21 protein-coding genes and 3 tRNA genes are annotated in these 25,302 nt (G+C 55.7%); 12 read left to right on the top strand and 12 right to left on the bottom strand.

The annotated features are described in order from the left end of the window. Nucleotides 1-39: 39 nt before the first annotated feature. Both WBY09_RS16120 and WBY09_RS16115 read right to left on the bottom strand, forming a co-directional pair. On the bottom strand, nt 40-1,089 hold the full coding sequence (locus WBY09_RS16120) for a flagellin N-terminal helical domain-containing protein (protein WP_336233279.1): 1,050 nt from the start codon (nt 1,087-1,089) through the stop codon (nt 40-42). A 178-nt stretch (nt 1,090-1,267) separates the two neighbouring features. Further along, nucleotides 1,268-2,659 (bottom strand): class I SAM-dependent RNA methyltransferase, encoded by a 1,392-nt coding sequence (locus WBY09_RS16115; protein ID WP_008890068.1) that lies wholly within the window; start codon nt 2,657-2,659, stop codon nt 1,268-1,270. A 374-nt stretch (nt 2,660-3,033) separates the two neighbouring features. Here WBY09_RS16115 and WBY09_RS16110 point away from each other — a divergent pair, with 374 nt between their 5' ends. Continuing rightward, the gene (locus WBY09_RS16110) at nt 3,034-5,658 is read left to right on the top strand and encodes a bifunctional diguanylate cyclase/phosphodiesterase (RefSeq protein WP_197146759.1); all 2,625 of its coding nucleotides are present in this window, start codon (nt 3,034-3,036) and stop codon (nt 5,656-5,658) included. 83 nt (nt 5,659-5,741) lie between these two features. Here WBY09_RS16110 and mgtE read toward each other — a convergent pair whose 3' ends face one another. From mgtE to WBY09_RS16095, 3 genes are all read right to left on the bottom strand, one after another. Further along, the gene (gene mgtE, locus WBY09_RS16105) at nt 5,742-7,145 is read right to left on the bottom strand and encodes a magnesium transporter (protein WP_008890066.1); all 1,404 of its coding nucleotides are present in this window, start codon (nt 7,143-7,145) and stop codon (nt 5,742-5,744) included. Between the two features lie 177 nt (nt 7,146-7,322). Further along, nucleotides 7,323-9,614, bottom strand: a complete 2,292-nt coding sequence (locus tag WBY09_RS16100; protein ID WP_008890065.1) for an NADP-dependent malic enzyme — start codon at nt 9,612-9,614, stop codon at nt 7,323-7,325. 341 nt (nt 9,615-9,955) lie between these two features. Continuing rightward, nucleotides 9,956-10,042, bottom strand: a tRNA-Leu gene (locus WBY09_RS16095). Nucleotides 10,043-10,159: 117 nt separating this feature from the next. On the opposite strand from WBY09_RS16095, the gene lipB reads away from it, so the two are divergent. The 3 genes from lipB (at nt 10,160) to WBY09_RS16080 (ending at nt 12,756) form a co-directional block, all read left to right on the top strand. Then, complete coding sequence (gene lipB / locus WBY09_RS16090; RefSeq protein WP_286792539.1) at nt 10,160-10,810, top strand: lipoyl(octanoyl) transferase LipB; 651 nt, start codon at nt 10,160-10,162, stop codon at nt 10,808-10,810. Between the two features lie 51 nt (nt 10,811-10,861). Further along, on the top strand, nt 10,862-11,878 hold the full coding sequence (locus WBY09_RS16085) for a diguanylate cyclase (RefSeq protein WP_336233278.1): 1,017 nt from the start codon (nt 10,862-10,864) through the stop codon (nt 11,876-11,878). A gap of 338 nt (nt 11,879-12,216) precedes the next feature. Beyond that, nucleotides 12,217-12,756 carry a hypothetical protein gene (locus WBY09_RS16080; protein WP_120225574.1) on the top strand — a complete coding sequence of 180 codons (540 nt, stop codon included), beginning with the start codon at nt 12,217-12,219 and terminating at the stop codon, nt 12,754-12,756. Between the two features lie 312 nt (nt 12,757-13,068). On the opposite strand, the gene WBY09_RS16075 is transcribed toward WBY09_RS16080, so the two are convergent. Together WBY09_RS16075 and WBY09_RS16070 are read right to left on the bottom strand one after the other, a co-directional pair. Further along, a complete protein-coding gene (locus tag WBY09_RS16075; protein ID WP_336233276.1) occupies nt 13,069-13,341 on the bottom strand; it encodes a DUF4169 family protein in 273 nt (90 codons plus the stop codon). A 150-nt stretch (nt 13,342-13,491) separates the two neighbouring features. Further along, a complete protein-coding gene (locus tag WBY09_RS16070; protein WP_008890060.1) occupies nt 13,492-14,613 on the bottom strand; it encodes a hypothetical protein in 1,122 nt (373 codons plus the stop codon). Nucleotides 14,614-14,949: 336 nt separating this feature from the next. On the opposite strand from WBY09_RS16070, the gene WBY09_RS16065 reads away from it, so the two are divergent. Continuing rightward, nucleotides 14,950-15,026, top strand: a tRNA-Arg gene (locus WBY09_RS16065). A gap of 54 nt (nt 15,027-15,080) precedes the next feature. Continuing rightward, nucleotides 15,081-15,157 (top strand) — tRNA-Arg (locus WBY09_RS16060). A 172-nt stretch (nt 15,158-15,329) separates the two neighbouring features. On the opposite strand, the gene WBY09_RS16055 is transcribed toward WBY09_RS16060, so the two are convergent. After that, nucleotides 15,330-15,818: a fasciclin domain-containing protein gene (locus WBY09_RS16055; RefSeq protein ID WP_008890059.1), complete on the bottom strand. Its 489-nt coding sequence runs from the start codon at nt 15,816-15,818 to the stop codon at nt 15,330-15,332. A gap of 263 nt (nt 15,819-16,081) precedes the next feature. On the opposite strand from WBY09_RS16055, the gene WBY09_RS16050 reads away from it, so the two are divergent. Beyond that, nucleotides 16,082-16,603 (top strand): glycine cleavage system protein R, encoded by a 522-nt coding sequence (locus WBY09_RS16050; protein WP_336233275.1) that lies wholly within the window; start codon nt 16,082-16,084, stop codon nt 16,601-16,603. Here the strand turns inward: WBY09_RS16050 and WBY09_RS16045 are convergent. Then, nucleotides 16,600-17,760 (bottom strand): GGDEF domain-containing protein, encoded by a 1,161-nt coding sequence (locus tag WBY09_RS16045; RefSeq protein WP_336233274.1) that lies wholly within the window; start codon nt 17,758-17,760, stop codon nt 16,600-16,602. The two genes, WBY09_RS16050 and WBY09_RS16045, sit on opposite strands and share 4 nt — an antisense overlap. A 389-nt stretch (nt 17,761-18,149) precedes the next feature. On the opposite strand from WBY09_RS16045, the gene WBY09_RS16040 reads away from it, so the two are divergent. Continuing rightward, nucleotides 18,150-19,136, top strand: coding sequence for an HpcH/HpaI aldolase/citrate lyase family protein (locus WBY09_RS16040; RefSeq protein WP_336233273.1), 987 nt, complete (start codon nt 18,150-18,152; stop codon nt 19,134-19,136). Nucleotides 19,137-19,198: 62 nt separating this feature from the next. Here WBY09_RS16040 and WBY09_RS16035 read toward each other — a convergent pair whose 3' ends face one another. Beyond that, nucleotides 19,199-20,038: an NAD(P)H-dependent oxidoreductase gene (locus WBY09_RS16035; protein ID WP_336233272.1), complete on the bottom strand. Its 840-nt coding sequence runs from the start codon at nt 20,036-20,038 to the stop codon at nt 19,199-19,201. 97 nt (nt 20,039-20,135) lie between these two features. On the opposite strand from WBY09_RS16035, the gene WBY09_RS16030 reads away from it, so the two are divergent. Continuing rightward, on the top strand, nt 20,136-21,050 hold the full coding sequence (locus WBY09_RS16030; RefSeq protein WP_336233271.1) for a LysR family transcriptional regulator: 915 nt from the start codon (nt 20,136-20,138) through the stop codon (nt 21,048-21,050). Between the two features lie 93 nt (nt 21,051-21,143). Here WBY09_RS16030 and WBY09_RS16025 read toward each other — a convergent pair whose 3' ends face one another. Then, nucleotides 21,144-22,166, bottom strand: a complete 1,023-nt coding sequence (locus WBY09_RS16025) for a zinc-binding alcohol dehydrogenase family protein (RefSeq protein WP_336233270.1) — start codon at nt 22,164-22,166, stop codon at nt 21,144-21,146. Between the two features lie 178 nt (nt 22,167-22,344). Here WBY09_RS16025 and WBY09_RS16020 point away from each other — a divergent pair, with 178 nt between their 5' ends. Further along, a complete protein-coding gene (locus WBY09_RS16020; RefSeq protein WP_336233269.1) occupies nt 22,345-22,713 on the top strand; it encodes a winged helix-turn-helix transcriptional regulator in 369 nt (122 codons plus the stop codon). On the opposite strand, the gene WBY09_RS16015 is transcribed toward WBY09_RS16020, so the two are convergent. Continuing rightward, nucleotides 22,714-23,208: a GNAT family N-acetyltransferase gene (locus WBY09_RS16015; protein WP_336233268.1), complete on the bottom strand. Its 495-nt coding sequence runs from the start codon at nt 23,206-23,208 to the stop codon at nt 22,714-22,716. A gap of 162 nt (nt 23,209-23,370) precedes the next feature. Between WBY09_RS16015 and WBY09_RS16010 the strand changes: the two genes are divergently transcribed. After that, complete coding sequence (locus WBY09_RS16010) at nt 23,371-24,327, top strand: acetyl-CoA carboxylase carboxyltransferase subunit alpha (protein WP_008890050.1); 957 nt, start codon at nt 23,371-23,373, stop codon at nt 24,325-24,327. 126 nt (nt 24,328-24,453) lie between these two features. Continuing rightward, nucleotides 24,454-25,290 (top strand): ion transporter, encoded by an 837-nt coding sequence (locus WBY09_RS16005; RefSeq protein ID WP_008890049.1) that lies wholly within the window; start codon nt 24,454-24,456, stop codon nt 25,288-25,290. The last annotated feature ends 12 nt before the right edge of the window (nt 25,291-25,302 follow it).

The following is a 25,302-nucleotide window of genomic DNA, read 5'->3' as shown; positions in this document are numbered from 1 at the left end:
ACGCCTTCCTGCTGACCAATTCGGAAACTCCGATCAGGCTCACGCTTCGACAGAAATCCGATTGGTCGGACGATCCGCAGTACCACTGCCGCCCGATGTTCCATTGCCATCGCTGTCATATCCGCCAAATCCGGTGGTCGCCAAAGGCCGGGATGTTCCGCTGTCTGGAACAGCTTGACCAAGGAAGTCTTGTGATTGGCTCGGATCGTCATCTTCTGCGGTCGGATCGAAGAACGGATCTTCTTCCTGTTCGGGCACAGGATCAGGGCGCGGCTCTGGCAAGGCAATACCACCCACCGCAACTGTCTGATTGGCAAGCTGTGCGGAAATATCGCCAAGATAGGCCTGCAGGTTTTGCGCAATGTTTGCCTGCGCATCCTCGCGACCAGATGATGCCGATGCCGCCAGTTGCGCCTGAACAATGTTTTCACCTGCGACCTGCGAAACGCGGTTCTGGTCCTGCGCAGTTCGCAAACTTCCCTGATCAGCAGAAACGGAAATCTCGCGCTCACGAAGCGCTTGCTGCGCCTCGTCAACCAGCGCACGCGCATTGGAAACGCCCGTACTGTCGGAAACATTTATCGCTGAAAGGCCGGTCGCCAGATCTTCGGAACTCGACGCCGACAACTCCACATCAATACGATTGTCTGATGATGTACCGCTGCCAACCTGCAACGTAATCGTCTGATCCGATGCCAGAAGATCGCGGCCCTCAAAATTGCTATTGGCTGCAATATCGTCGATCCGGGTCAGATAATCTTCGATCTGTGCGTTTAACTGTGCGCGTTGCTGTGTGGACAGATCACTGTTTTCTTCCGCGACCGTGACAAGCGCGTCAATTTCGTCAAGCGCATCGCCAATCCGCGAAAGATCGCTTGATGCCTGACCAAGAAGTTCACCCGCACCGCCCAAAGACCGGTTTAGTTGCGCATTGGTAGAACCTGCACTGCGAAGCGGGTCGGTATTGCGGTTTGTGTTTTGATTGTTAGCGGAAAACTGGCTGCTTTCAGGCGCAATCAACCTGTTCTGCGGGGCAATTGCACGCGCAGTACTGGTATAGATCGGCAACTGACTGGCCAGTGGTTCCATTGTTTTTCCGCTCAAACAAGCCGGCAAAACAACTACGTGCTGCACGGGCAAAGGGACTGCGCATTTTCAATCCCTTGCCAACCTGACCATCCTGGTGTCCGGCGGAAATACCAACTGATAGTATAGTATATCAGTGAATAAAAATTAAGCCCCAAAGCGCACCGCTCTGCAAACGGCGTCAACCGGCAGAAACGCGACGCAAAATGGCGAATAATTCAAGATGTGACGACCACAGGAACTGATCGACCGGCACAACTTTGGTGATTTCATAGCCGCCATTCCGCAGAACCCGCATGTCCCGGCTAAACGTCGCCGGATTGCATGATACGGCAATGATCCATTCCGGCCCGTCGACGGCAAGCGTCTCTGACTGTGCAAGGGCCCCGGCACGCGGCGGATCAAACACCACAAGATCAAAGCTGCTGAGTTCATCCCCAACAAGCGGCTGGCGAAACAGATCGCGTTTTACGACCTTGACCGGGCTACCCGATTGTCCGACCGCATATTGCAGTAACTCCACGGCCCGCGGATCACTTTCCACAGCCGTGACCGAACGGCGCTTGCCCGAAAGGGCCAGTGAAAATGTAAAACTGCCCACACCACAAAAAAGATCGGCAACGTTTTTCGGCGCGATATCGGCCAATGCCGACTTGATGGCCGCAACCAGTGCCTGTTCCCCGTCCTGGGTCGCCTGCAAGAAGCCGCCCGGCGCAATCGCCACTTCGACACCTTCAAAACGGACAACCGGCAAATGACGCGCAGCAACCGGTTCATCAGGACGATCCCCGGTTTTCCAGCTCAGCCGGGCGATATTTTGCGCTTCTGCGAATTCCGCCAGATCCTGTCGCATATCAAGGTCGGGATCGTTGCTTGCCTGAATAAGCACATCCAGACCGCTATCGGTCAGGGTGACAAAAACTTCCTTGATGTCGCGTGCATGTTCCGGCGGGCAGGCTTCAAGGAACATGACAAATGCCTCGCGAAAGGCCATCAGTTCCGGACGCAATACGGCACAGTCGGGCACATTTAGAACCGTATGACTGAACCGACCATGGAAACCGACAAAAACGCCGGTTGCGCCGACATGCACCGAAAAACCGGCACGACGGCGACTTGCCGGTGGTGAAATCTCCACATCCCCGACAAGCGTTTCGGCATCTTGCGGATCGATACCCGCACGCTGAACGGCGACCAAGGCCTTGTCACGCTTCCAGGTGCGGTAATCGTCATCATTCATGTGTTGCAGGGCGCAGCCCCCGCATTCCTTGAAATGAGCACAGCGTGGCGTGTTATACCCACTCGAACGTGCGATTTCGGCAACCACCTCGGCCCCATACCCGTCGCCACGTTTCTGGCGAAGGGCAACGCGCACCTGATCACCGGGCAACACGCAATCCACATAGATCAAAACCGATTTACCATCGGGTGTCGCGACATGGGCAATCCCATCGCCGCGCGCACCGATCTGTTCGATGGTGACGTCTGCTTCAAACCCGATCAGCGGATCACGCCGGGATGGCTGACGTTTGCGTCCTCCCCGTGCACGGGGATTGCGGTTATGGTGTTTCATGGACTCTCTCTGGGGGTGATCTTTGTCACACAATGACCGGCCTTTACTGCGGGTGCCGGATTTCCGCCTCAGATACAACACTTCACGTTTTCAGAACAGGGGCTAACACGGATTTATTATCGCCAAACCTGTATCAAAACCCTGTCCCGGAACAGTTTTTGGCAATTACCGTCAAAAATTAATCCGTAAATGCAGGCGACCAACCCCTTAAAGTCGTGTAAGAATAACACCATAAACAAATAGTACCGGTTATCGGCCAGCAAAATACACTGGCATCTTTATCCATCGGTGCATGGATGTTTACTGGTGATAACCGTATGCACACACATCCTGATCGGGGAGGATCAGCAAGGGTCGTTGTGTTTGGGGGACAGATGGAAGAAGAAACAAAGCACGCTGAGGAAAACGCAACCAAACAAACGTCACGCCTGAAAAAACGGGCTTTGGCGGCTGGTTTTCTGACGGCTGCTTTCTTCGCATCTGTCACCTATCTGATTTGGCAAATGGTTGAAAGTGATCGCCGCGTAATCCTTCAATCTGCTGGCCAGATTACGGCAAATTCCGTTTCCCAGCAGATCAAATCCATTGTGAACAATAATCTCGCGGTGCTTGAAAGCTTTGCCGACAATTGGCAGAGCGGCCCGCCCGAGGACGAAAGAGATTATCTTTCGATTGCGACCCCGCTTCAAAGCCGCTTCCCTGCACTCCAGGCGATCAACTGGATAACGCCGAACTACATCATTTTGTATGTCGCCCCGATCAAGGGCAACGTTCCGGCCATGGGGGCGGATCTCAAACGTCACCCGCTTGCTGGTCCGGTTCTTGATATCGCGCTTGATCAACGCCGCACCCAGATCACACCAACGCTTGAGCTCATGCAGGGCGGGCGTGGCTTTGCGGCCTATACCCCGGTTCTGGGCCGCGATGGCGAGATTATCGGGATCATCAACGGGGCGTTTCGCATTCGCTCCATGCTGGCGGCGGTGATCAACACCGAACAGGTCGAAGATTACACCGTCCGTGTCCGCGAAGGTGACACTGTTCTGTTTGAAATTCGCGGCGAAGGTGATGATGAAACCCTTCAGCGCACAGTCGCCTTTGATGTGGTTGGCCGCCAATGGCAGGTCGATGTCATTGCCGATCCGCAACTGGCCCACAGCACGATCAATCCGGAACTGATCCTGATATTCGGCGCACTGACGACCATTTTGTTCACGACGATTGTCTTCCTGCTGAGCAACCGGCAGAAAATGGCAATGCGCCGCACGGTTCATCACATCCATGCTGGCGATGACATCAGTGACCTGTCACTATCAATCACCAAGCTTGACGGTCACCTGAAATCAATGTCGCCGGAAACCGCCGAATTCTTTGATTTGCGCGAAGAGGATTACGGCTTTATCCGGTTTTACAATCTGGCACCGGAATTCCAGTCGGATGGCACCGCATCCCGTCGTTCGCAGGAAAAGATGCTGCTTGCGATCAATCGTGGCGATGACGAACTCAGGCGTGAATGGATTGTCCGCAGTGCCGAGGGCGTGCATGTTGTCTGCGATCTGACAATGCGGCCATCCACGACCCATCCGGATTGTGTCGACATCACCTTGCATCACAACCCGGCTGCCAATGCATCGGTCAACCGGTTGCGCTATCTGGCGACGCACGACCCGCTGACCGGCCTTCCCAACCATGCCCTGTTTGAGGATCGCCTCAATCAGGCGGTTGCCCATGCCAAACGCTACGAAAAGCTTCTGTCGGTTCTTGTCGTCGATATCGACAATTTCCGGGCAATCAATGACCGGTTCGGGGCCGATGTCGGCGATGAAACGCTGCGCACCATTTCCGGTCGCTTGCGTGCGACCGTGCGCGAAAAGGACACCTGTGCGCGGTTCTCGGGCGATATGTTTGCCATCATCGCGACCGACCTTTCCGAGGCCGAGGGGGCAGCCCTCGTCGCCGAACGCGTGGTCGAAGCCATGTCGCAACCGATCTTGACCACCACAGGCGATGAAATTCGCCTGCATGTCAGTGTCGGTGTCGCACTTTATCCCAACGATGCACGCGCACCATCGCAATTGATGGCCAATGCCGACGCGGCAATGTATCGCGCCCAGAAATCCGCAGAATCATCTTATTGCTTCTTCGTCGAGACGATGAACAACGTGATGCATGCGCGCCTGTCGATGGAAACGCAGTTGCGCCGTGCGGTCGATGAAAAACGCTTCGTTCTGGAATATCAGCCGCGCTATCGCACATCAGACCGCACCCTTACCGGGTTCGAAGCACTGCTGCGCTGGATTGATGACAGTGGCAAACGCCGCCTGCCGCCCGATTTCATCGCGGTTGCGGATCGGACGGGCCTGCTTTCACCCCTTGGTCACTGGATCATTGAGACGGTGTGTAAACAGGTCGCCGACTGGCGCCGTCAGGGCTATGTCCCGGTACCGATTGCACTTAACGTTTCAAGCCGCCAGTTCATTCAGGCCGATCTGATCAAGAACATCACCGATCTGACCGCCGAACATGAAGTTGATCCGGCGATGATCGAGATCGAGGTGTCCGAGGAAATCGTCATGCGCGATCCGGAACGCGCCCTTGGTCAGTTTTATCGTTTCTCGGAGGCGGGCATTGGCCTGACGCTTGATCATTTTGCGGCCGGCAACACATCGCTGCGGTATCTGAAACGCTTCCCGGTCCAGCGCATCAAACTGTCCAAGTCGCTGTTTAATGTCGCACTTGATGAACAGCCCGAAAACAGCGTCCTGCAACCAGCCATCCGGCTGTGCAAAAGCCTGAACCGCAAGGTGGTTGCCGTTGGCGTTGAAACCGAAGAACAGATGGCATCCCTTCAGGCGGCCGAATGCGATGAAATTCAAGGGTTCCTTCTGTCGCCACCGCGTGATGCAGCCGATACGATGGAACTGCTGATACAGCAAAAACCGACCAAATCGGCCGCCAAAGGCAAGTCACGGCCTGCCTCTGACACAAAATCGGGATAGCCTGAGCCTGTCATTCCGATCAAAGAAAACCCCCGCAGCGGATCGACTGCGGGGGTTTGTTTTTTGGTGTTCGAATGAGGTGACTAAAGCAGGAAGACTGCCGCCAATCCCAGAAAGGCGAAAAAGCCGACAACATCGGTAATCGTCGTCAGGAAAACCGCCGACGAGACAGCCGGGTCGATACCCGCACGTTCCAGACCAAGCGGGATCAGCGCCCCGAACAGGCCGGCAAACAGCAGGTTGATGATCATGGCAACGCCGATCACCCCCCCAAGCAGCATGTCATCAAACCAGAACCACGTCACAGCCCCGGCAAGAACGGCAAAGGCCAGGCCATTCAGACCACATACCGCGACTTCCTTGCGGATCACACGCAATGCGTTGGTACTGGTTAACTCACGCGTGGCAATCGCACGTACGGCCACGGTCAATGTCTGCGTCCCGGCATTACCGCCCATCGAGGCGACGATTGGCATCAGCACGGCCAGCGCCACAAGCTTTTCAATCGTGCCTTCAAACAAACCGATCACAACCGATGCCATGATCGCGGTGCCAAGATTAACCAAAAGCCATGTAAAACGTGATCGGGTGGTGGCAAAGATCGCACTTGAAAGGTCGTCTTCCTCGCCAACACCGGCAAGGCGCATCATGTCTTCTTCGTATTCCTCGTCGATAACGTCAACGACGTCATCGACCGTGATCACACCGACCAGCCGTCCGCTGTCATCGACAACCGGGGCGGAAATCAGGTCACGTTGACGGAACAGGTGGGCGACGTTTTCCTGTTCCTCGGTCACGACGACCGTGCGCATTTCATCTGATTCCATCACATCGCGGATCAGCACCGGGCGGTTTGTCCGGATCACACGCGACAGCGGCACAATCCCCACCGGGCTATAGCGCGGATCAACGACAATGATGTCATAAAAATCTTCCGGCAGGCTTTTGGCCGAACGCAGGAAATCAATGGTTTGCCCGACAGACCAGTAATCCGGGATCGCCACCAGCTCGCGCTGCATGATACGACCGGCGGTATATTCCGGATAAGACAGCGCCTCTTCAACGCGCGCGCGCTCGATGTCCGACAGCGCGCCAAGAAGTTCGCGCTGCTCATCCTCGTCAAAGTCCTCGATGACCTCGACGACGTCATCAGAATCAAGTTCGGTGATGGCCTCGGCCACCACATCGGTGCCAAGTAACCCGATGACTTCTTCACGAAGTTCATCATCAAGTTCGGTCAAGAATTCCGGATCAAAATCCGGCCGGATCAGATCAACAAGCAGTTCACGCTGGTTGGAGCTTGCCCAACCCAGCAAATCGGCAATATCGGCAAAGTGCAACTCGCCCAGAAGATCAGCAGCCTTGCTGCCTTCTTCTTCGCCCAGCGCATCAAAGATTTCGCGGGCATATTCGGGAGTCAGATCGACATATTCATCGCCAGACGACTTTTCCGCCGGCCGGTCGAGTTCTTCAACTTGACCTGTCATCTGCCCCTCCCTGTTTAATGAGCCGCCAATTTTTCCTGCAAAAGATTAAACGCCGTGTCGGGCATTGTGTTCCAACGCCCGGCACGGCTGTTTCTGCGCTATCACATAGCCCCGGTCAAGAGCGCGATAGCAATTCACCCCAGCCCCGCCTGGGATAAAGACGGGGTTGGGAGTATGTTACTGGCTTTCCTGCGTCCGTGTGACGGCATCAACAACGGCAATCGCCGTCATGTTGACAATACCGCGCACGGTAATCGACGGGCTGACGACATGGGCTGATTTGGCCGCACCGACCAGGATCGGCCCAACCGGAAGCCCATCGCCCAACATCTTGACCATGTTGTACGAGATATTGGCCGCATCGAGTGTTGGCATCACCAGAAGGTTGGCCGAACCGCTCAGCATCGAGTGCGGGAAGATCCGGTCACGGATCGGTTGCGAAATGGCCGCATCCGCATGCATTTCACCTTCGACCTCAAGATCGGGTGCCTGCGTTCTGATCAGCTGAAGCGCATCACGCATCTTGCAGGCAGACTTGTTTTCGTGACTGCCGAAGTTGGAATGCGAAATCAACGCGGCCTTTGGCGTCATACCGAAACGCTTGACCACATCGGCCGCCATGATGGTGGTTTCCGCGACATGTTCCGGGGTCGGATCGACCGACACATAAGTATCGGTCAGGAAGAACGTCCCCTGCTTCATAATCATCATGTTGACCGTGGAGAAATCAGTAACCCCCTTACGCAGGCCGACAAGATTGCGGACATAGCGCAGATGGCGCAGGAAACCGCCCTGACAGCCGCACAGCATCGCATCGACTTCCCCGCGACGCAGCATCAGGGCCGCGATCACGGTCGGACGTGTACGCACAATCGCCCGGGCATATTCCGGGTTGATGCCGCGACGGCCCATGATGTTGTGAAAGTCCTGCCAATCCTGTTCGAAATGCGGATTGTCATCGGGATCGTGAATTTCAATCTGCTCATCGGGAACAAGACGCAGGCCAAGCTCGGTAATCCGTTCAAGGATGACCTCGCGGCGGCCAATCAGCACCGGATGACAAATGCCGTCATCGACAAGCACCTGACAGGCCTGCAGAACACGGCGCGATTCGCCCTCGGGATAGACAACGCGTTTCTTGTGCGAACGGGCCACGTCAAACACCGGCTTCATGACAAGGCCGGAACGGAAGACGAAACCTTCAAGCTGCTGACGATACTCGTCAAAATCCTCGATCGGGCGTTTGGCAACACCGCTTGCCATGGCGGCCTTGGCCACACGCGGCGGAATTTCGAGCATAAGGCGCGGATCAAACGGCTTCGGGATAAGATATTCCGGGCCGAATTTAAGCTCCTCCCCGCCATAGGCAGTTGCCACCACATCGGAAACCTCGGCCGTTGCCAGATCGGCGATGGCATGGACCGCGGCGATCTTCATTTCCTCGTTGATCTCGGTCGCGCCAACATCAAGCGCGCCACGGAACAGGAACGGGAAGCAAAGAACGTTGTTCACCTGGTTCGGATAATCCGTACGACCGGTGGCCATAACCGCATCCGGGCGGATTTCCTTGACCAGTTCCGGGGAAACTTCCGGCGTCGGGTTGGCCAGCGCCATGATGATCGGGCCTTCGCCCATCTTGCGAAGCTCATCCTCGCCCATCACGTTCGGGGCCGAAAGACCCAGGAAGATATCAGCCCCTTCGATCACGTCGCTGAGTGTACGTGCGTTGGTTTCAATCGCGTACTCGGCTTTCCAAGGGTCCATTTCCTCGGCCCGGCCCTTATAGACAACACCAAACCGGTCGGTGACCGTGATGTTGTGCTTGGGCAAACCCATGGAAACCAGAAGGTTCAGACACGCCAAGGCGGCTGCACCGGCCCCGGATGTCACAAGGCGGACCTTGTTGATGTCCTTGCCGGTCACACGCAGGCCATTGAGGACCGCGGCGGCAACACAGATCGCCGTACCGTGCTGGTCATCGTGGAAAATCGGAATGTTGCAGCGTTTGCGCAATGCCTCTTCGATGATGAAGCATTCCGGTGCCTTAATGTCTTCGAGGTTAACCCCCCCGAAAGTCGGCTCCAGCGCTGCGACGATATCGATAAATTTCTGCGGGTCGGTTTCGTTCACTTCCAAATCGAAAACATCGATATTGGCGAACTTCTTGAACAGAACCGCCTTGCCTTCCATCACCGGCTTGGAGGCCAGCGGGCCAATCGGGCCAAGGCCAAGCACAGCCGTACCGTTCGAAATCACCCCGACCAGGTTACCGCGCGCAGTGTAATCAGCTGCGGTATCGGGGTTTTTGACGATTTCCTCGCACGCAAACGCGACGCCCGGCGAATAGGCCAGGGCAAGGTCACGCTGGTTTGCAAGGGTGGTGGTTGCCGTTACGGACAATTTCCCCGGGGTGGGATACCGGTGATAGTCCAAAGCTGCTTCGCGCAGCTTGTCATTTCTATTTGCCATTATAATACCTTTGATTTCAGGTATTTACATAAATTAACCGTTAATCGGTTAAATCCTGATAATTCACTCTAGCGGGACCGGTAGACTAAATGAGTTTGGCCCGCGATTGAAGCACTCAGTTCATTCTTCGCCAAGGGGCTGCATTGCGTAATTTTCAACGCGGCACCGCACAATAAATCAATTGTTTATGCCGCAACCGCGTGATGACGCACACCAACCGATCCATTGCCGTATTCAAACCATTGTAGGGGATATATGGGGAAGGTCCACAAACGAAAAAACCCGCCATTGCTGACGGGTTCTTTTTCGTGACCTTCCCGATTGACCGGGAGGCCAGATAATGGTGCGGTCGAGAAGACTCGAACTTCCACGGGGGTTAGCCCACAGCGACCTCAACGCTGCGCGTCTACCAATTCCGCCACGACCGCATATGTTAGTCAGCAAAACCCTTGAGGTAATTAAGTGGGCTTGCCTTGGTGCGGAAAGGGAGATAGCAAATTGGTATCCCCTGATCAAGGGCTCATTTCACTTATTTGACAGGAAAAATGCAAAGCAACGCCCCAACCGCGCAAATCCCCGAGTGGCGCACCACCTCGGAGTTGGTTTCCTACCCCGAAGCCCTTGCAGAAATGGAAGCCCGCGCAGAGGCCATTCATGCTGGCGAAGCCCATGAACTTGTTTGGTTTCTTGAACATCCGCCACTTTATACGGCCGGCACCAGTGCCCATGCCGAGGACCTCGTCGATCCGGATCGCTTTCCGGTCTATGACGCGGGCCGCGGCGGGCAATATACCTATCACGGACCGGGTCAGCGCACGGTTTATCTGATGCTCGACCTTAAGAATCGCGGTCGCGATGTCCGGGTCTATGTCCATAACCTTGAAGAATGGGTGATTCGCACCCTTGCCCTGCTGGGCGTTAAAGGCGAACGGCGCGATGGCCGGGTTGGCATCTGGGTGGTGCGCGATGATGGCCGCGAAGACAAGATCGCCGCCATTGGCGTCCGGGTGCGCCGCTGGGTGACGTTCCATGGCATTGCGATTAATGTCGCCCCGGACCTGACGCATTTCGGTGGAATCGTGCCGTGTGGCATTTCCGACCATGGGGTCACCAGCCTCAAAGATCTTGGCGTCGATATTCCTATGGCGGAACTTGATCGCCTGTTACAACAGACCTTTGGCGAAATCTTTTCCTAGGGTCAGTCATGTGAATGCGTTCTAACCCTACAACCAATCCGGGCCTTCCGAATGAGTGACAAGTCGCAACCGGCCAAGGCAGACACCCCGCCAGCTAAAGGCAGATCCAAGGGCCATAAAATGCCCGAAAGCATTGCCGATGGCGGGATGGCCGATGCCGAACGCGACATTCTTGCCGAACTTGAAAAGGCACTGGGCGAACATATCGCCCTTCTGCTGCGCTGGAACCGCAAGCTGGTTCTGGCGGATTCGGGGGCGCCATCTGACGCCGACGAAGACGATCATGATTGTGATTTCGGGGCGTGGTACGCGCTTAATCGCCATAACCGCCTGATTGACCAGCCCGCCATGCGCGCCCTGGCAACAACCCATCAGCAACTTCACGAGTCGGCAAAGCGGCTTTTAAGCGCACATGATGTTGATCACGAAGTCGATTCGGCCGAGTTCGACATGATGGCCCTGCGCGCAGAATCGTTCTTTGCTCAGCTCCGCCGGCTTGAACGTGCGTTTCGCACCGCGCGATCAGATGTCGATCCTCTCACCGGCACCTATAACCGTCAGACCATGATGGGTGATCTTAATGCCGAACGCGAACGTGCGATCAGGACCGGGGTCCCCACCGCGATCGCGCTGGTCGACCTTGATCACTTCAAATCGGTTAACGATACCTATGGCCATCAGGCCGGTGATCTGGTTTTGCAATCAGTGGCGGGGATCCTGCAATCGCATGTGCGCCCGTTTGATAAAGTGTATCGCTATGGCGGTGAAGAATTCCTCGTCTGCCTGCCCAATGCCGACATGAAGCAATGCGCCCGCGTTCTCGAACGCCTGCGGCGCGTGATCGAGGCATCCCCGGTTGCCATCTCGGACGAAACGATATTGCCGGTCACGGCCTCTATCGGCGCAGCCCCGATGACCAAGAACCGCACGACCGAGCAAATCATCGAAAAAGCCGACAAGGCGCTATATGCCGCCAAGGAAGGCGGCCGCAATCGCGTGCGCGTCTGGCGCAACCCGGATGGCAAGACCGCGTCCACGGCCACAAAACCCGGCAAGAACGCGACCTGAGGCGATCTGCACCCAGGCACCAAAGGCGAAAGTGCATTTGTCCGGCCCAAGCCACACCAAATCAGGAAAAATTTTCACCAAATTCTGCTGCAACGCAGCAACGGCAATAGCCACCTGTTTTCAGATTGTTACGCCGTGAAAGTGTTTTTGTTCACTGCCAAGAACAAAAAATTCCGCATAAGCGAAATCTTGTCTTCACAAGTTGGCAACATATCTGCAAACTATAATAAGAAAAAGCAGCAGGGCTTTGCCCCCATCAAGACCGAGAGAGCAAGGCCAAGAGATAATCGCTGCCGACTTGGGAGGGAATTCGTTTAGACCCGAACGGAGGCCCATGAATGTCCAGTTCTATGGATTTCGCGCCTGGCGACCCGACCTTGATGCTGACCGTACTGCGCAGCGCCGAGGCAAATCTTGATCGCAGCATGTTGCTGCGCCGTGTCCTGTCCCTTTTCTGTACCGACGATTATGGCAATCAGGTTGCCATCCAGGACGGCCCTGACTTGCAGCGCCGCATCGACAATGCCATCGCCAATCTTCAACTGGCTGGCTTGATCCGCATGACGGCTGGCGAAGAATTGTCGATCACTTCGCTTGGAACGGCCATGATGATGGCCTACCCGCTTGGCATCGATGATGGTGTGCTGTGTTCGCTGCCGGCATTTCGCAACAGCCTTTATGAAACCCATGCGCCGGTGGTTCAGGAACGCCATCTGCCGAATTCGGCCTACGGGTCCGGTTTTTCGGCCGGGATCGATGCCCACCGTCTGACCGAAAACCCCTATCCGTCTGATTGTCGTGATCATGAAGACTGGTTGATGGGATGGGATGAGGCCCTTGATCAGGCCAAACGCGAAGCGGAAACGCTGCTGAACTGATCCCCGTGATCCGTTCACATTGCGCCTGAAGACTTGCGACCGGCAGACGGAATGCAATTTCCGATGCCGCGATTTGAATACCCGGCATTGCCGGTGATGCCGTGCCACCTTGTGCAACGGCCGACACCTGCCCGTTTGATCCGCAACGATGGCAACACGCCATTGCCACTGCACATCACACGCGGGCAACGGTTCCCTGCCCCCTGATCACAACCGCCCCCCCCTGATCGCAACTTACAGACCAACAAAGCACCACATGCGGTTTATACGCATGTAGTCGGTATCGTCATGTTCACTTGAATGATTGGACGGCTATTTGGCTTCACTGTCGGACGGGTCATCAGATGCGAAGATTGAAACCACGTTATTTTCGCTGACCTCGGGGGCTTGGTCTTCCTCACCACTGGTCGGCTTTTCACGCTTGTGCCCGTCATGCTGTTTGTCGGCGTTCTGGCGTTCATGTTCGGTCAGGGTGCGTTCGCCACGCGTCCTCCCGTGCAGCAAGCGGTTCTGATCGGCCTTGCGCGCCTTTTCGTCGCGTTGCTTGCGTTTGCGTGCCTGACGCAGATTAACCAGATCGCCCATATCAGCCTTCTGTTTTCTGGCTTCTGTTTTTCCGGCTGACCGGATCAGGCGAAATAACCTGACCGGCATGACCCGAAATAAAAAACGGGTGCTTCGATCTCCCGAAGCACCCGCTAGCCGTTCTTAAAATCCGTTGGTGTCCGACAGGACTTAGCGCACGAAGACGTGCACCTCGTTTGCCGAGACAGATGCGCTGGTCGCATCAGAAGCACGCACGCGCGAGCTTGGCATGCCCATATCGGTCAGCGACCGAAGAACTGCCTGCGCGTTGCGCTTGGATTTATTGGCATTCAGCGCAACCTGCGCCGGGGTACCACGATTCGGTGTCACCGCAACCACATCAAAGCTTGCCTGCGGGCGACGTTCAAGAACGCGGTTCACCGCGTTATACAACGCCTGCTCGTACTTGACGCTCGCCGTATCAAAACGGATCACGACAAGCGGACGGTCGCTTGGTGCGGCTGCCATACGCTGACCGCTTGATGCCGGTGCAGCCTGCGACTGGAAGACACGCTTGGAAAGGGAATCCCCGAAGATCTCGCCATTCTTGACAGCCAGCGCCAGCGCATTGAGGTTCGCGCGTTCTGTGCTGACATATGACGTCTGACGGGCAAGGCTTTCGCTGATTTCGTTGAGAAGACGATCAATCAGCACCGTGGTGCGGTTGGTTTCGTCTTCAAGCAGGGCCAGCTGACGGTGGTCTTCGTCAACAGCACCTGAAACCTGATAGGCTGAACGAACCGACTCAAGCAGGAAGGTCGACAGCGTACTGTCGGCAGCAACCTTGTTGGCCAGCGAGTTCAGCGCGGCAATGTCATCATTCACACGATCCAGTTCGGACTGTGCGGTGTTCCACTGCTGCACCAGAACCGGGTTACCCGGCGTGGTGCCGACCTGCAGACGGGCACTGATCGCGGCAACCGTGCCGTGATAGGCCTGCGAGTGCGCGACGGTCTGTCCACGCAGCTGCTGCAGTTCGTTGCTATGATTGCTCAAAGCGGATTTGAGACGGTTCAGCTCCTGCTGCATGTTCTCGACCTTGGTACCAACAAAGGTTCCGGTCTGAGATACCCCAGTCAGCGGTTCCGTGCTTGCAGCAACGTCATAGCTGGTGATGGCATCGGCACCAACAGGCTGATTGGCAACGACGTTTTGCTGCGTCGTTTCCTCTTCACCGGCAAGTGTCGGCCACAGGGCCTCAGAAGAAAAAGAACATCCCCCCAGCATCAGGGCGGTGCCGATTACGGCGAGGTAGGTTTTACGAACGGCCATTTCGATCTATTACCTAAGTAGAAATATGCGAATCTCCCTGGGCTTGCCTTTTTATCTAGGTGAAACAAGCCCCTGCTCCCCCGGGATTGAAAGCATCTTAGTCTACGACCACTTATGGAACAAGACGCATTTGCCCCTTTTTTGCCGAGTCTTGTCCTTATTCACTTCAAAGCGGACAAAGCCGGGCAAAACAGGGGCGTAGCAGTCAGGTAAACCGCGCCCTGTGAAAAAATGGGAAAAATTCAAATTTACTGCTTGCAATGACATGCTCGTTTGCATAAGTTCCGCTCCGCCGACGGGGAGCAGTCCTTTGCAAACCGCCGGAAATTAAGGCAAGCGCCCGTAGCTCAGCTGGATAGAGCATCTGACTACGAATCAGAAGGCCGGAGGTTCGAATCCTTCCGGGCGCGCCAGTGAAAGGCTCGACGTCACCGCGTCGGGCCTTTACCATTTATACAAGCGTAAAAGCGCCCGTAGCTCAGCTGGATAGAGCATCTGACTACGAATCAGAAGGCCGGAGGTTCGAATCCTTCCGGGCGCGCCAGTCAAAGGCCCGACGTTACTGCGTCGGGCCTTTGTTGTTTCGCCCACCTGCTTTGCGCTTGCTTGGTCCGGCATATAATCTGCAAACAAGCACCAGCAGAAAAAAAGCCCGGCACGCATTTGCACCGGGCTTCGTAATTTACATCGGGTATTTTATATCGGTGCGTGCGGGCTTACATGCCCGGCATGATCACGGTATCGATCACGTGAATAACACCGTTGTCAGCCTCGATATCGGCATTGACCACAGTGGCTTCATCGACCATGACACCGTTCATGGCATTCACATCGATGCTGTCACCCTGGACACTGGCCACCATCATTTCCTTGCCTGCGATGTCACCCGACATCACTTTGCCCGGCACCACATGATAGGTCAGGATGGAAACAAGCTTGTCCTTGTTTTCCGGCTTAAGAAGGTCTTCAACGGTGCCTGCCGGCAGTTTGGCAAAGGCTTCGTCGGTCGGCGCAAAGACCGTAAACGGACCTTCGCCTTTAAGCGTATCGACAAGTCCGGCCGCCTGCACGGCCGCTACAAGCGTGTTGAACGAACCGGCGGCAACGGCGGTATCAACGATGTCAGCTGCTTTGGCAGACATGGCGCCAAAGGTCAGGCTGGCAGCGGTCGCAACGGCAATGAGAGACGATTTGATCGCAGACATGGTCCTATCTCCTGTTAACCAACGTGGAATTTCAACGTCGAATTGTTGCTGTCACAGGAAGGCATACGGCCCATCATCGCGTATCAGTTCAATCATATGATTGTGATAACAAAGGCGCATCCAATCACCTTTGCACAACGTACTACACTCTTGGCGCGTAGCGGTCCGGTCGACAAAATCACTGCATCTTGTATCGCTGCGGTGTTATGGTCAGCAGATCACAAGGGCAAAGCCCGATAAGGGACCTAGGACGGAGCGCACCAATGAATGCCAACACCCGGATCACCATTTCCTGCGATGACCGCGTCGGTTTGATTTCCGATATCACCGGACGACTGTTTGATATCGGCACAAACCTTGGCCCAACCTCCTTTTCGCTCGACGGCGATGTCGCGAAGTTCGAAACCACTTGCGAACTTCCCGACGAATGCCCGATATCCGAATGCGAAGCTGTGCTGCGCGGACTTTCCCTTGGCAATGCCGCCATCACGGTCGAAGCCATTGCCGCCGCCCCGGAAATGACCACGGCACCGGGTGCGACCCATCTGATCGAATGTTCGGGGATTGATCAGCCGGGCCTGATCGCGCGCCTGTCGGAAATCTTTATCGAATATAATGCCAACATCGTCCGTCTGGCGGCATCGGCAACCGATGAAAAGGATGCGCGGATCTATACCCTGCGCTTTGCCGTCGCCATTCCGCCGGAACGCGCCGCCAATTGCCTGGCAACCCTCGCCAATACGGCGGGCTCGATGCGGCTTGTCTTCAAATTTGACGAGCTTTAAATCACCACGCGATTACGGCCGGATTGCTTTGCTTGATAAAGCTTCTGGTCGGCACTTTTAAGGACTGCCCACGGGTCGGTGGTGTCTTCATCGCGCTCGCACACCCCGACCGATATCGTGACGGAAACGGATTTTGATTTTTCGGGCGGGGTGATCTTGTTCTCAGCAATCCGTTTACGCAACGCATCAAGTGGCTCTGCGGCACGTTCGGCACTGCGCCCGGCAAACAGCACGGCAAATTCTTCGCCGCCATAACGGTATGCCTTGCCACCCCCGCCGACGCGCGCCAGTTCCCGCGCAACCTTTTTCAAAACGATGTCGCCAACATCATGGCCATAGGTGTCGTTAAACTTCTTGAAGTGATCAACATCAAGCATCGCAATCGCATATTGATTGCCAAGTTCCGCCATCGCATGACCCAGCGCGCGCCGCCCCGGCAACCCGGTCAGATCATCTACAAACGCCATCCGCCAGGCTTCCTGTGCAAGCCCCGCCAGAACCACGCCGGTTGCCGCCAGATATCCATATTGAATAATGCCAGTGCCCATCACCGTTGCCACATCAATCGCAATGATCGCGGCCGCAAAACTGGTTTCAAGCGGCTTGTGCCGGATCAAAAGCAAGACCACCGCGATGACGGATATGATCATCGCCGGATGGGGCATTGCGCCCAAAATACCGGTACTGACAAAAAAGCGCGTATCAAGTGCGCGATGCAGGGCTGACCCGACATCGGGTTGGCCGGCCAGCATCAGCATGACAAAGATCTGCAATCCCAGAACCAGCATCCGGGCAATGCCCCGCGGGTTCAAAACACCGCGTTCAGCCGTAAAGCCCAGCAAAAGCAGATTGATCGGGATCAGATAAAGTGTCGCTATCCGCAGGAACGCCAATCCCTCGGCCGAAATGCCGGCCCCGTTACCAACCAGCAACCAATAGCAAACCAGCAGCAAAGCCATAACAAAAACCGCGCGCCCGCGGTTAAACCACCAGCCAATCGCCCCGCCCAGCACCGCCAGCAAGAACGGCCCATATCGCACCAATCCGGAAAGTTCCGCTGGCACCAGCGTCGGTGAAACGGCCAGCACCAGGCACGCCCCCAGAATGAGCGCAGGTGCCAGACCGGCAGAAACAACAATGGAATAAGCGCGACGCATGGGGCGTTCGATACTACCTGCTGATGGGGTCTAAGGGCCCGCAACCGATGGCGTTCCCGGTATCGCCGGTAATCTAACGACAGTCCGGTTAAGGGGCTATTGCTTTATCCGGCTTATCTCGAGTTTTTCTGATTTACGGGCCGCGTGCGCCAAAAGCACTAGAGACATAAGTGTTTTAAAACTTGCCAGCATTCGCATCCGCACCCTAAATTACCCACAGGTTTACTGCGACGCACAATGATCGCAGACCACATAACTGTCACGGCGGCCACGGTACGATCCCGAAAACGGGACGCAAGAATACGCCACATGCTTCGCGCGATGATCGATTGATGATCCATCGCCTGCGACGCACTGATTGAAATGACAGGTTCTGGAGAAACGTTACCATGAGCTTCACCACACCGACCCCGGCCCCGGCACGCCTGAACCGGTCCGAACTTGCCGTTCCCGGCAGTCGTATCGAACTGTTTGAAAAGGCCGCGAAATCCAAGGCCGATGCCATTTTCCTTGATCTGGAAGACGCCGTTGCGCCCGGTGACAAGGAACAGGCGCGCAAAAACATCATCGAGGCCATCAACGATATCGACTGGGGCGACAAGGTCCTGTCGGTGCGCATCAACGGTCTTGATACCCATTATATGTATCGCGACGTCGTCGATGTTCTTGAACAGGCCGGTGACCGGCTTGACCTGATCATGATCCCCAAGGTTGGAACCGCGGCCGACGTCTATGCGCTTGATATGATTGCAACCCAGATCGAAACGGCCAAGGGCCGCAAGAAACGCATCGGGTTCGAGCTGATCATTGAAACCGCCCTTGGCATGCAAAACATCCATGAAATTGCCGCGGGCTCCCCGCGCAATGAAAGCCTGCATTTCGGTGTCGCCGATTACGCCGCCTCGACCAAGGCGATGACAACCGGCATTGGCGGCCCGAACCCGCATTATGGCGTTCTGACCGACAAGGACGGCGATAATCCGCGCGATTATCACTGGGGTGACATGTGGCATTACGCCATTGCCCGCATGGTGGTTGCGGCCCGCGCCAATGGTCTGCGCCCGATTGATGGTCCATTTGGGGATTTCTCTGACCCGGATGGCTACCGCGCGCAAGCCGCCCGCGCCATGGTGCTGGGTTGTGAGGGCAAATGGGCGATCCATCCAAGCCAGATCACGCTGGCCAACGAGGTTTACTCGCCTTCTGACGAAGAAGTCACCAAGGCCAAACGCATCCTCGAAGCGATGGAAAAGGCCCAGTCCGAAGGCGCCGGTGCCGTCGCCCTTGATGGTCGATTGATTGACATCGCATCGATCAAACAGGCCGAAGTCATGGTCCGTCAGGCCGAAGCCATCGCCGCGCGCGACGCGGGTTAACCGGCTCATATACAGATCACATCAAAAGGGCCGGGATTTTCCCCGGCCCTTTTTACTATTATTTACGATGCCAGTCGGCGTGATTGCCTGACCTGCCCGTGCAGGACTTCCTGGGGATCACCCTCACGCACCAGATGCATGTTGATGCCATCCGACCCACCACCGAGTTCCGGTTTCAGGCGCTGCTTGCCATCATAATGGCCACCATTTTGGGTGCGGTACGGGATCGGATCATCGGTAAACAAACCGGCGAGGCGTTGCTTGAACGCGGCCTCGATTTCTGCCCAGCCGTCTTCATCCATGCGATCGGTGCTATAAACCGGGAATGGCGGCATGACGTCCATACCGGGATAGAAAAGCGCACCATGCTGGATCGGCCACAACACATCATCGATGCTGCCATTAACGCCTCGGTCACTGTAATGCGGCAAATGTCCGCCAATCGGCACAATCAACATCGCGCGACGCCCGGCAAGCGTGCCTTCGCCATAGCGATCGCCCCAGTGCGTCTCATTATGTTCGCCCACACCATAGGCAAAGCCATAGGCAAACACCCGATCAAACCAGCCTTTCAGGATGGCGGGCATGCCAAACCACCACATCGGAAAGCTGAACAACACCGCATCCGCCCACAAAAGCTTATCTTGTTCGGCGGCGATATCCGCCGTCTGAAAGCCGGACGCATAGGCATTTTTGGACTCTGCCACATAGATCAGCCGATCAGGATCGCGACGTTCGGTGAAATCGTGCGCATCAGCCAGCGGCTTCCACCCCATGGCATACAGATCAGAAACCTTTACGGCATGCCCGTCAGCACGCAGCGTTTCAACCGCGACATCCTTTAATGCGCTGGTCAGGGATGCGGGTTCGGGATGGGCATGGACAATCAAGACATTCGACATTGGGTCGTCCTTTCCAAAGGGGATCACGTTCGATGCGTGATCATGGCCTGATGTTCTGCTATCTTTGAAATTCAATAATTTTTGATCTGGTATAAATATGACAGATATCAGCAAGCTTGACCTCAACCTGCTGGTGACACTCGACACGCTGCTGGCCGAACGCAACGTCACGCATGCGGCAAAGCGGCTGAACCTCAGCCAGCCGGCGATTTCAACCCGCCTGACCCGCCTGCGTGATTTGCTGGGCGATCCGTTATTGCTACCCGCACAGCGCGGCATGATCCCGACCGAACGCGCACTGGAACTGCAGGAACCGCTGCATCAGGCACTGGAAGGGGTTCGCCGGGTCGTTGCCGAAAACAGCCCGTTTGATCCATCAACAATCACCGCCACCATCGCCATTGCCGCCAGTGACTATGTGCAATACGCGATCCTGATGCCGCTTCTTGACGTTTTGCGGCGTGATGCGCCGGGGATCAAGGTCGCCTGGCGGACGATCAACACATCGATGCTGGATACCCAGATGGCGCGCGGTGATGTCAGTCTTGCGCTTTCAACGCCTGAAACCGCGCCAGAAACGCTTCGGATGCGTAAAATTTATCGCGAGGAATATGTCGCAATCGCCAGATGCGAACATCCGGCAATCAGCGCGCCACTTGACCTCGACAGCTTTTGCGCGCTTGACCATGTGGTTGTGTCCCCCGAAGGCGGCGGCTTTAAGGGGCCTGCGGATGATGCCCTGGCGGCACTTGGACGCAAACGCAACGTTGCCCTGTCTGCACCGGGGTTTCTTGTTGTCCCCGAAATCGTCGCACGCAGCGATATGATCGCCCTTGTGCCCAGGCGGGTTGCCCATGGTCGTACCGGTCAGATCCAGATATTTGATCCCCCGATGCCTGTTACCGGTTTTGACATGGCGCTGATCTGGCATGACCGCACCACCACCCATCCACTGTATCGCTGGCTCCGGGATCAGATCACAGCATTGATAGCAGATGCTTCCGCCGATTAACCGGCATATCGCACAAACACAAAAAAGGCCGACCCGCGACATTCACGCGGATCGGCCCTTAATTCAGATGCCTGTTATTTTATGGCACTGCGATCAGTCGGCAATACCGTCAAAGATGATCTTGCCAATGGCCTTGCCACTTTCCAGCAACGCATGCGCTTTCTGCAGGTTTTCCGGTGACAGCGCGCCAAAGCTTTCATTCGCCGTATTGGTAATGGTGCCCTCATCAACCAACTGGGCGACCGTCGCCAGAAGCTTGTGCTGTTCAATCATGTCAGCCGTCTGGAACATCGAACGGGTAAACATGAACTCGTAGGAGAAGCTGGCCGACTTGGCTTTCAGAAGATCCACATTGTGATTTTCCTGGGCCTCGGTGATCGTCACGATCCGGCCCTGCGGCGCGATAACAGTCGCCATCACATCAAAATACTGATCAGTTTCCGACGTGCAGAAGATGTAATCAACATTGGCAACATCAATCGCGGCCAGTTCTTCATCCAGCGGATTACGATGGTTGATCACCTGATCCGCGCCAAGCTTTTTGACCCACGCCACAGTTTCCGGGCGCGATGCGGTCGTGATGACTTTCAGACCGGCAAGCTTGGCCAACTGAATGGCAATCGATCCAACACCACCGGCCCCGCCAATGATCAGGATCGTTTTGTCCGCATTGGAATCAACTGCGGTGCGATCAATCAACAGACGATCAAACATCGCTTCCCAGGCGGTAATCGTCGTCAATGGCAGGGCTGCGGCAGCGCTAAAATCAAGTGACTTCGGCTTGGGCGCGACAATGCGTTCATCAACAAGTTGCAGCTGGGCATTGGACCCCGAACGGGTCACATCCCCGGCATACCAGACTTCATCGCCCGGGCGGAAAAGGGTGACGTCTTCGCCAACAGCCTCGACAACACCGGCCGCATCCCAGCCAAGCACCTTGAAGGCACCGTCATCCTGCTTGCCCTTGCGGACTTTGAAATCGACCGGGTTCACCGCAACGCCCTTTACCCTAACAAGGATATCGTGACCCTCGGCAACCGGGGCATCGGTTTCGATCTGGGTGAACAGGCCGTCGGTTTCGACCGGGGCAGATTTATAAATACCAATGGCTTTCATCTTTGGCATTTCCTTCCATCAAAGGTTTGATTTGTGAATGGCCAAGTTTTAACGCATAATCCTCTTTGAAATAAGTACGCACAATTTCAGCATATAGTATCAATTTGTATACTATTGAGGATTTCAGGGCATAACAGGCACATCACCTGAACCGGTCTTGCTGATTTGGAGGTTAAAGATGAATAGCTGCCCACCCAACAGAAGCCCCGGCTGCCCGGTTGAAGGTGCGCTTGATATGATTGGTGGCAAGTGGAAGGGCGTTGTGATGTTCCATCTGCTTGATGGCACGAAACGCTTTAACGAGCTGCGCCGTCTGATGCCCGGCGTCACCCAGCGCATGCTGACCCGCCAGCTCCGCGAACTTGAAGCCGACGGCTTGGTGCATCGTGAAGTCTATGCCGAAGTCCCGCCGCGCGTTGAATACAGCCTGACACAAAAAGGTGAAACGCTGCGCGGCATTATTCTGGCCTTAAAGGACTGGGGCGAAACCCACGTTCCATATTACGCGATGTCAAAACGCCCAATGCCCGAAAGTGAACCCGCCTGATCAGATTTGCTGCAAATCACGCGCCATTTTCCAGAACGTCGTTCTGTCATATCCCTCATGGACGCCTTCGCCGGCAATCACAAACCCGCGTGATTTGAAGAACGCGATATTGTCTTCAAGTTCGATCCGAACACTAAGCCGCATATGCTGCTTGCCGCGACCACGCGCAAACGCCAAGGCCGCCTCGACCAATGCCTTGCCGATACCAGCCCCCTTGACCACCGGGTCAACCGAAAGCTTGTAAAGATAGGCGTCCTTGCCGACATCCTCGATCCAGATCTGGCCGATGATGTTGCCATTGCCATCCCGGGCGACAAACAGCGTGTCACGGGCAAAACGCCATTGCAGTTCGGAAACCGAAACCGATTTGGCCGAACTTGGTGGATCAACGATATCGTCCTGAAAGGCAAAGGCTGCCAAAAGAATTTCAACAAGCCGCTCGAACGAAACGTCGTCCGGGGCGTTGATGTGTGTGATCTCGATACTGGACGTCATGGGGTTCCACGTGCAAACTGTCGGGCGTAATGAATGTATGAACACTACGCCATAATTATTACGTAAACGGAAAATATGGACTGTTCATAGCTCCGCCCTTGACGTGGCGGGTCGATATACTATGTTCCGCCCCATTGTTTCCCAGTCGGATATGATGCCCTGATGCATAACTTCCTCGATTTTGAAAAGCCGATCGCCGAACTTGAAGGCAAGATCGAAGAGCTCCGTCATTTGACGGGCAGTGACGAAGTCAACATCGCAGACGAGGTTTCCCGCCTGCAGGAAAAGCTGACCAAGCTTTTGCAAGGCACCTATGGCAAGCTGACCCCCTGGCAGAAAACCCAGGTGGCGCGCCATCCTGATCGCCCGCATTTCACCGACTACATCGCCAACCTGTTTGACGATTTCACCCCGCTTTCCGGTGACCGCCAGTTTGGCGAAGACGCCGCAATCATCGGTGGTTTCGGTCGTTTGCAGGGCCGCACGGTGATGGTGATCGGCCATGAAAAAGGCCGCGATACCGAAACCCGTGTGAAACACAATTTCGGTTCTGCCCGTCCAGAAGGCTATCGCAAGGCAATCCGCCTGATGCGCATGGCTGAGCGTTTCAACATCCCGGTTGTCACCCTTGTTGATACCGCCGGTGCCTTCCCGGGTGCCGATGCCGAGGCACGCGGCCAGTCCGAAGCCATCGCACGGTCGATCGAAGCCTGCCTTGATATCAAGGTGCCGCTGGTATCGGTCATCATCGGCGAAGGTGGATCGGGTGGTGCGATTGCGCTTGCGGTTGCCAACAACGTTCTGATGCTTGAAAACTCGATTTATTCGGTGATCTCGCCAGAAGGTTGCGCATCCATTCTGTGGCGTTCTGGCGACGAAGCCAAAACCGCCGCCGAGGCGCTCCGTCTTACCGCACAGGATCTGTTGCAGCTTGGCGTGATCGACGAAATCGTGCCGGAGCCGCTTGGCGGCGCACAGCGCGATGCCAAGGAAGCCTGCAAACGGGTTGGCAAAGCGATCATCAAGGCACTTGAAAGCATGGACGATGTCGAAGGTGGCGTGCTGAAGGCGCGCCGTCGTGACAAGTTCCTTGAAATGGGCCGCAAGGGCCTGAACTGATTTTCCATTCAGGGCGCAGACCATCATCAATGATGCTGCGCCCTGTTGTCATTTTCCGGCGCAGTCTGTCCGTCGGTTATATCCGGCAAAATGAAGCGCCCTTTTCCGGCCTGGTCGGGAGGCACCATGAATTTTCTTCGCCGGATCGTTGAATCCAACCGATTTCAAAACTTCATCACCGCCGTCATTGCGATTAACGCCATCATCCTCGGGCTTGAAACTTCCCCGACTGTGATGAATGCGGCGGGGTCGGTGCTACATGTGCTCGATCAGGTGGCGGTGGCGATTTTTGTCATCGAACTGGTAATGAAACTTGCGCTCTATCGGCTGGCCTTCTTCAAGCGCGCCTGGAATGTCTTTGATTTCACAATTGTTGCCATCACCCTGATGCCGGCAGGCCAGGGCGTCTCGGTCCTGCGTGCGCTGCGTATCCTGCGTGCCTTCCGCCTGATTTCGACCGTGCCCTCCATGCGCAAGGTGGTCGAAGCCCTGATGCGCGCCATTCCCGGCATGATTTCCGTCCTGACACTTCTGTCGCTGGTGTTTTATGTCTCTGCCGTGATGGCGACCAAGCTGTTTGGCGAAGGCTTCCCTGACTGGTTTGGCACGATTGGCGAATCACTTTATTCGCTGTTCCAGATCATGACGCTGGAAAGCTGGTCGATGGGCATTGTCCGCCCGGTGATGGAGTCTTACCCGCTGGCGTGGCTTTTCTTCGTGCCGTTCATTCTGGTGACGACATTTGCCGTCCTGAACCTGTTTATCGCGATTGTGGTTGATGCGATGTCGACACATGTCGATGTTGAAGAAACCCAGACACGCGATGTGATCGAACTCGATCATCAGGAAATCATGACCGAACTGCGCGCTCTGCGTAGTGAAATGAGCAAACTTGCCAACGCCCGGAACGACCATCCACAAGACGTCCCATCCGATCAAAACAAGACATCAACACCATCCTGAACAGTCGGTCAG

Origin of the sequence: Thalassospira sp. CH_XMU1458 (assembly GCF_037027205.1) — a bacterium.
GTDB classification, from domain to species: Bacteria; Pseudomonadota; Alphaproteobacteria; order Rhodospirillales; family Thalassospiraceae; genus Thalassospira; species Thalassospira tepidiphila.
This window is presented reverse-complemented; position numbering and strand designations above follow the sequence as displayed.

What these genes read in the sequence shown, in the direction of transcription:
- WBY09_RS16015 (WP_336233268.1), bottom strand. Translation starts at nt 23,208, where the DNA reads ATGACGTCCAGTATCGAGATCACACACATCAACGCCCCGGACGACGTT.
- WBY09_RS16055 (WP_008890059.1), bottom strand. Translation starts at nt 15,818, where the DNA reads ATGTCTGCGATCAAATCGTCTCTCATTGCCGTTGCGACCGCTGCCAGC.
- WBY09_RS16010 (WP_008890050.1), top strand. Translation starts at nt 23,371, where the DNA reads ATGCATAACTTCCTCGATTTTGAAAAGCCGATCGCCGAACTTGAAGGC.
- WBY09_RS16050 (WP_336233275.1), top strand. Translation starts at nt 16,082, where the DNA reads ATGAATGCCAACACCCGGATCACCATTTCCTGCGATGACCGCGTCGGT.
- WBY09_RS16030 (WP_336233271.1), top strand. Translation starts at nt 20,136, where the DNA reads ATGACAGATATCAGCAAGCTTGACCTCAACCTGCTGGTGACACTCGAC.
- WBY09_RS16045 (WP_336233274.1), bottom strand. Translation starts at nt 17,760, where the DNA reads ATGCGTCGCGCTTATTCCATTGTTGTTTCTGCCGGTCTGGCACCTGCG.
- WBY09_RS16100 (WP_008890065.1), bottom strand. Translation starts at nt 9,614, where the DNA reads ATGGCAAATAGAAATGACAAGCTGCGCGAAGCAGCTTTGGACTATCAC.
- WBY09_RS16120 (WP_336233279.1), bottom strand. Translation starts at nt 1,089, where the DNA reads ATGGAACCACTGGCCAGTCAGTTGCCGATCTATACCAGTACTGCGCGT.
- WBY09_RS16110 (WP_197146759.1), top strand. Translation starts at nt 3,034, where the DNA reads ATGGAAGAAGAAACAAAGCACGCTGAGGAAAACGCAACCAAACAAACG.
- WBY09_RS16085 (WP_336233278.1), top strand. Translation starts at nt 10,862, where the DNA reads ATGAGTGACAAGTCGCAACCGGCCAAGGCAGACACCCCGCCAGCTAAA.
- WBY09_RS16080 (WP_120225574.1), top strand. Translation starts at nt 12,217, where the DNA reads ATGTCCAGTTCTATGGATTTCGCGCCTGGCGACCCGACCTTGATGCTG.
- lipB (WP_286792539.1), top strand. Translation starts at nt 10,160, where the DNA reads ATGCAAAGCAACGCCCCAACCGCGCAAATCCCCGAGTGGCGCACCACC.
- WBY09_RS16025 (WP_336233270.1), bottom strand. Translation starts at nt 22,166, where the DNA reads ATGAAAGCCATTGGTATTTATAAATCTGCCCCGGTCGAAACCGACGGC.
- WBY09_RS16070 (WP_008890060.1), bottom strand. Translation starts at nt 14,613, where the DNA reads ATGGCCGTTCGTAAAACCTACCTCGCCGTAATCGGCACCGCCCTGATG.
- WBY09_RS16040 (WP_336233273.1), top strand. Translation starts at nt 18,150, where the DNA reads ATGAGCTTCACCACACCGACCCCGGCCCCGGCACGCCTGAACCGGTCC.
- WBY09_RS16005 (WP_008890049.1), top strand. Translation starts at nt 24,454, where the DNA reads ATGAATTTTCTTCGCCGGATCGTTGAATCCAACCGATTTCAAAACTTC.
- mgtE (WP_008890066.1), bottom strand. Translation starts at nt 7,145, where the DNA reads ATGACAGGTCAAGTTGAAGAACTCGACCGGCCGGCGGAAAAGTCGTCT.
- WBY09_RS16020 (WP_336233269.1), top strand. Translation starts at nt 22,345, where the DNA reads ATGAATAGCTGCCCACCCAACAGAAGCCCCGGCTGCCCGGTTGAAGGT.
- WBY09_RS16115 (WP_008890068.1), bottom strand. Translation starts at nt 2,659, where the DNA reads ATGAAACACCATAACCGCAATCCCCGTGCACGGGGAGGACGCAAACGT.
- WBY09_RS16075 (WP_336233276.1), bottom strand. Translation starts at nt 13,341, where the DNA reads ATGGGCGATCTGGTTAATCTGCGTCAGGCACGCAAACGCAAGCAACGC.
- WBY09_RS16035 (WP_336233272.1), bottom strand. Translation starts at nt 20,038, where the DNA reads ATGTCGAATGTCTTGATTGTCCATGCCCATCCCGAACCCGCATCCCTG.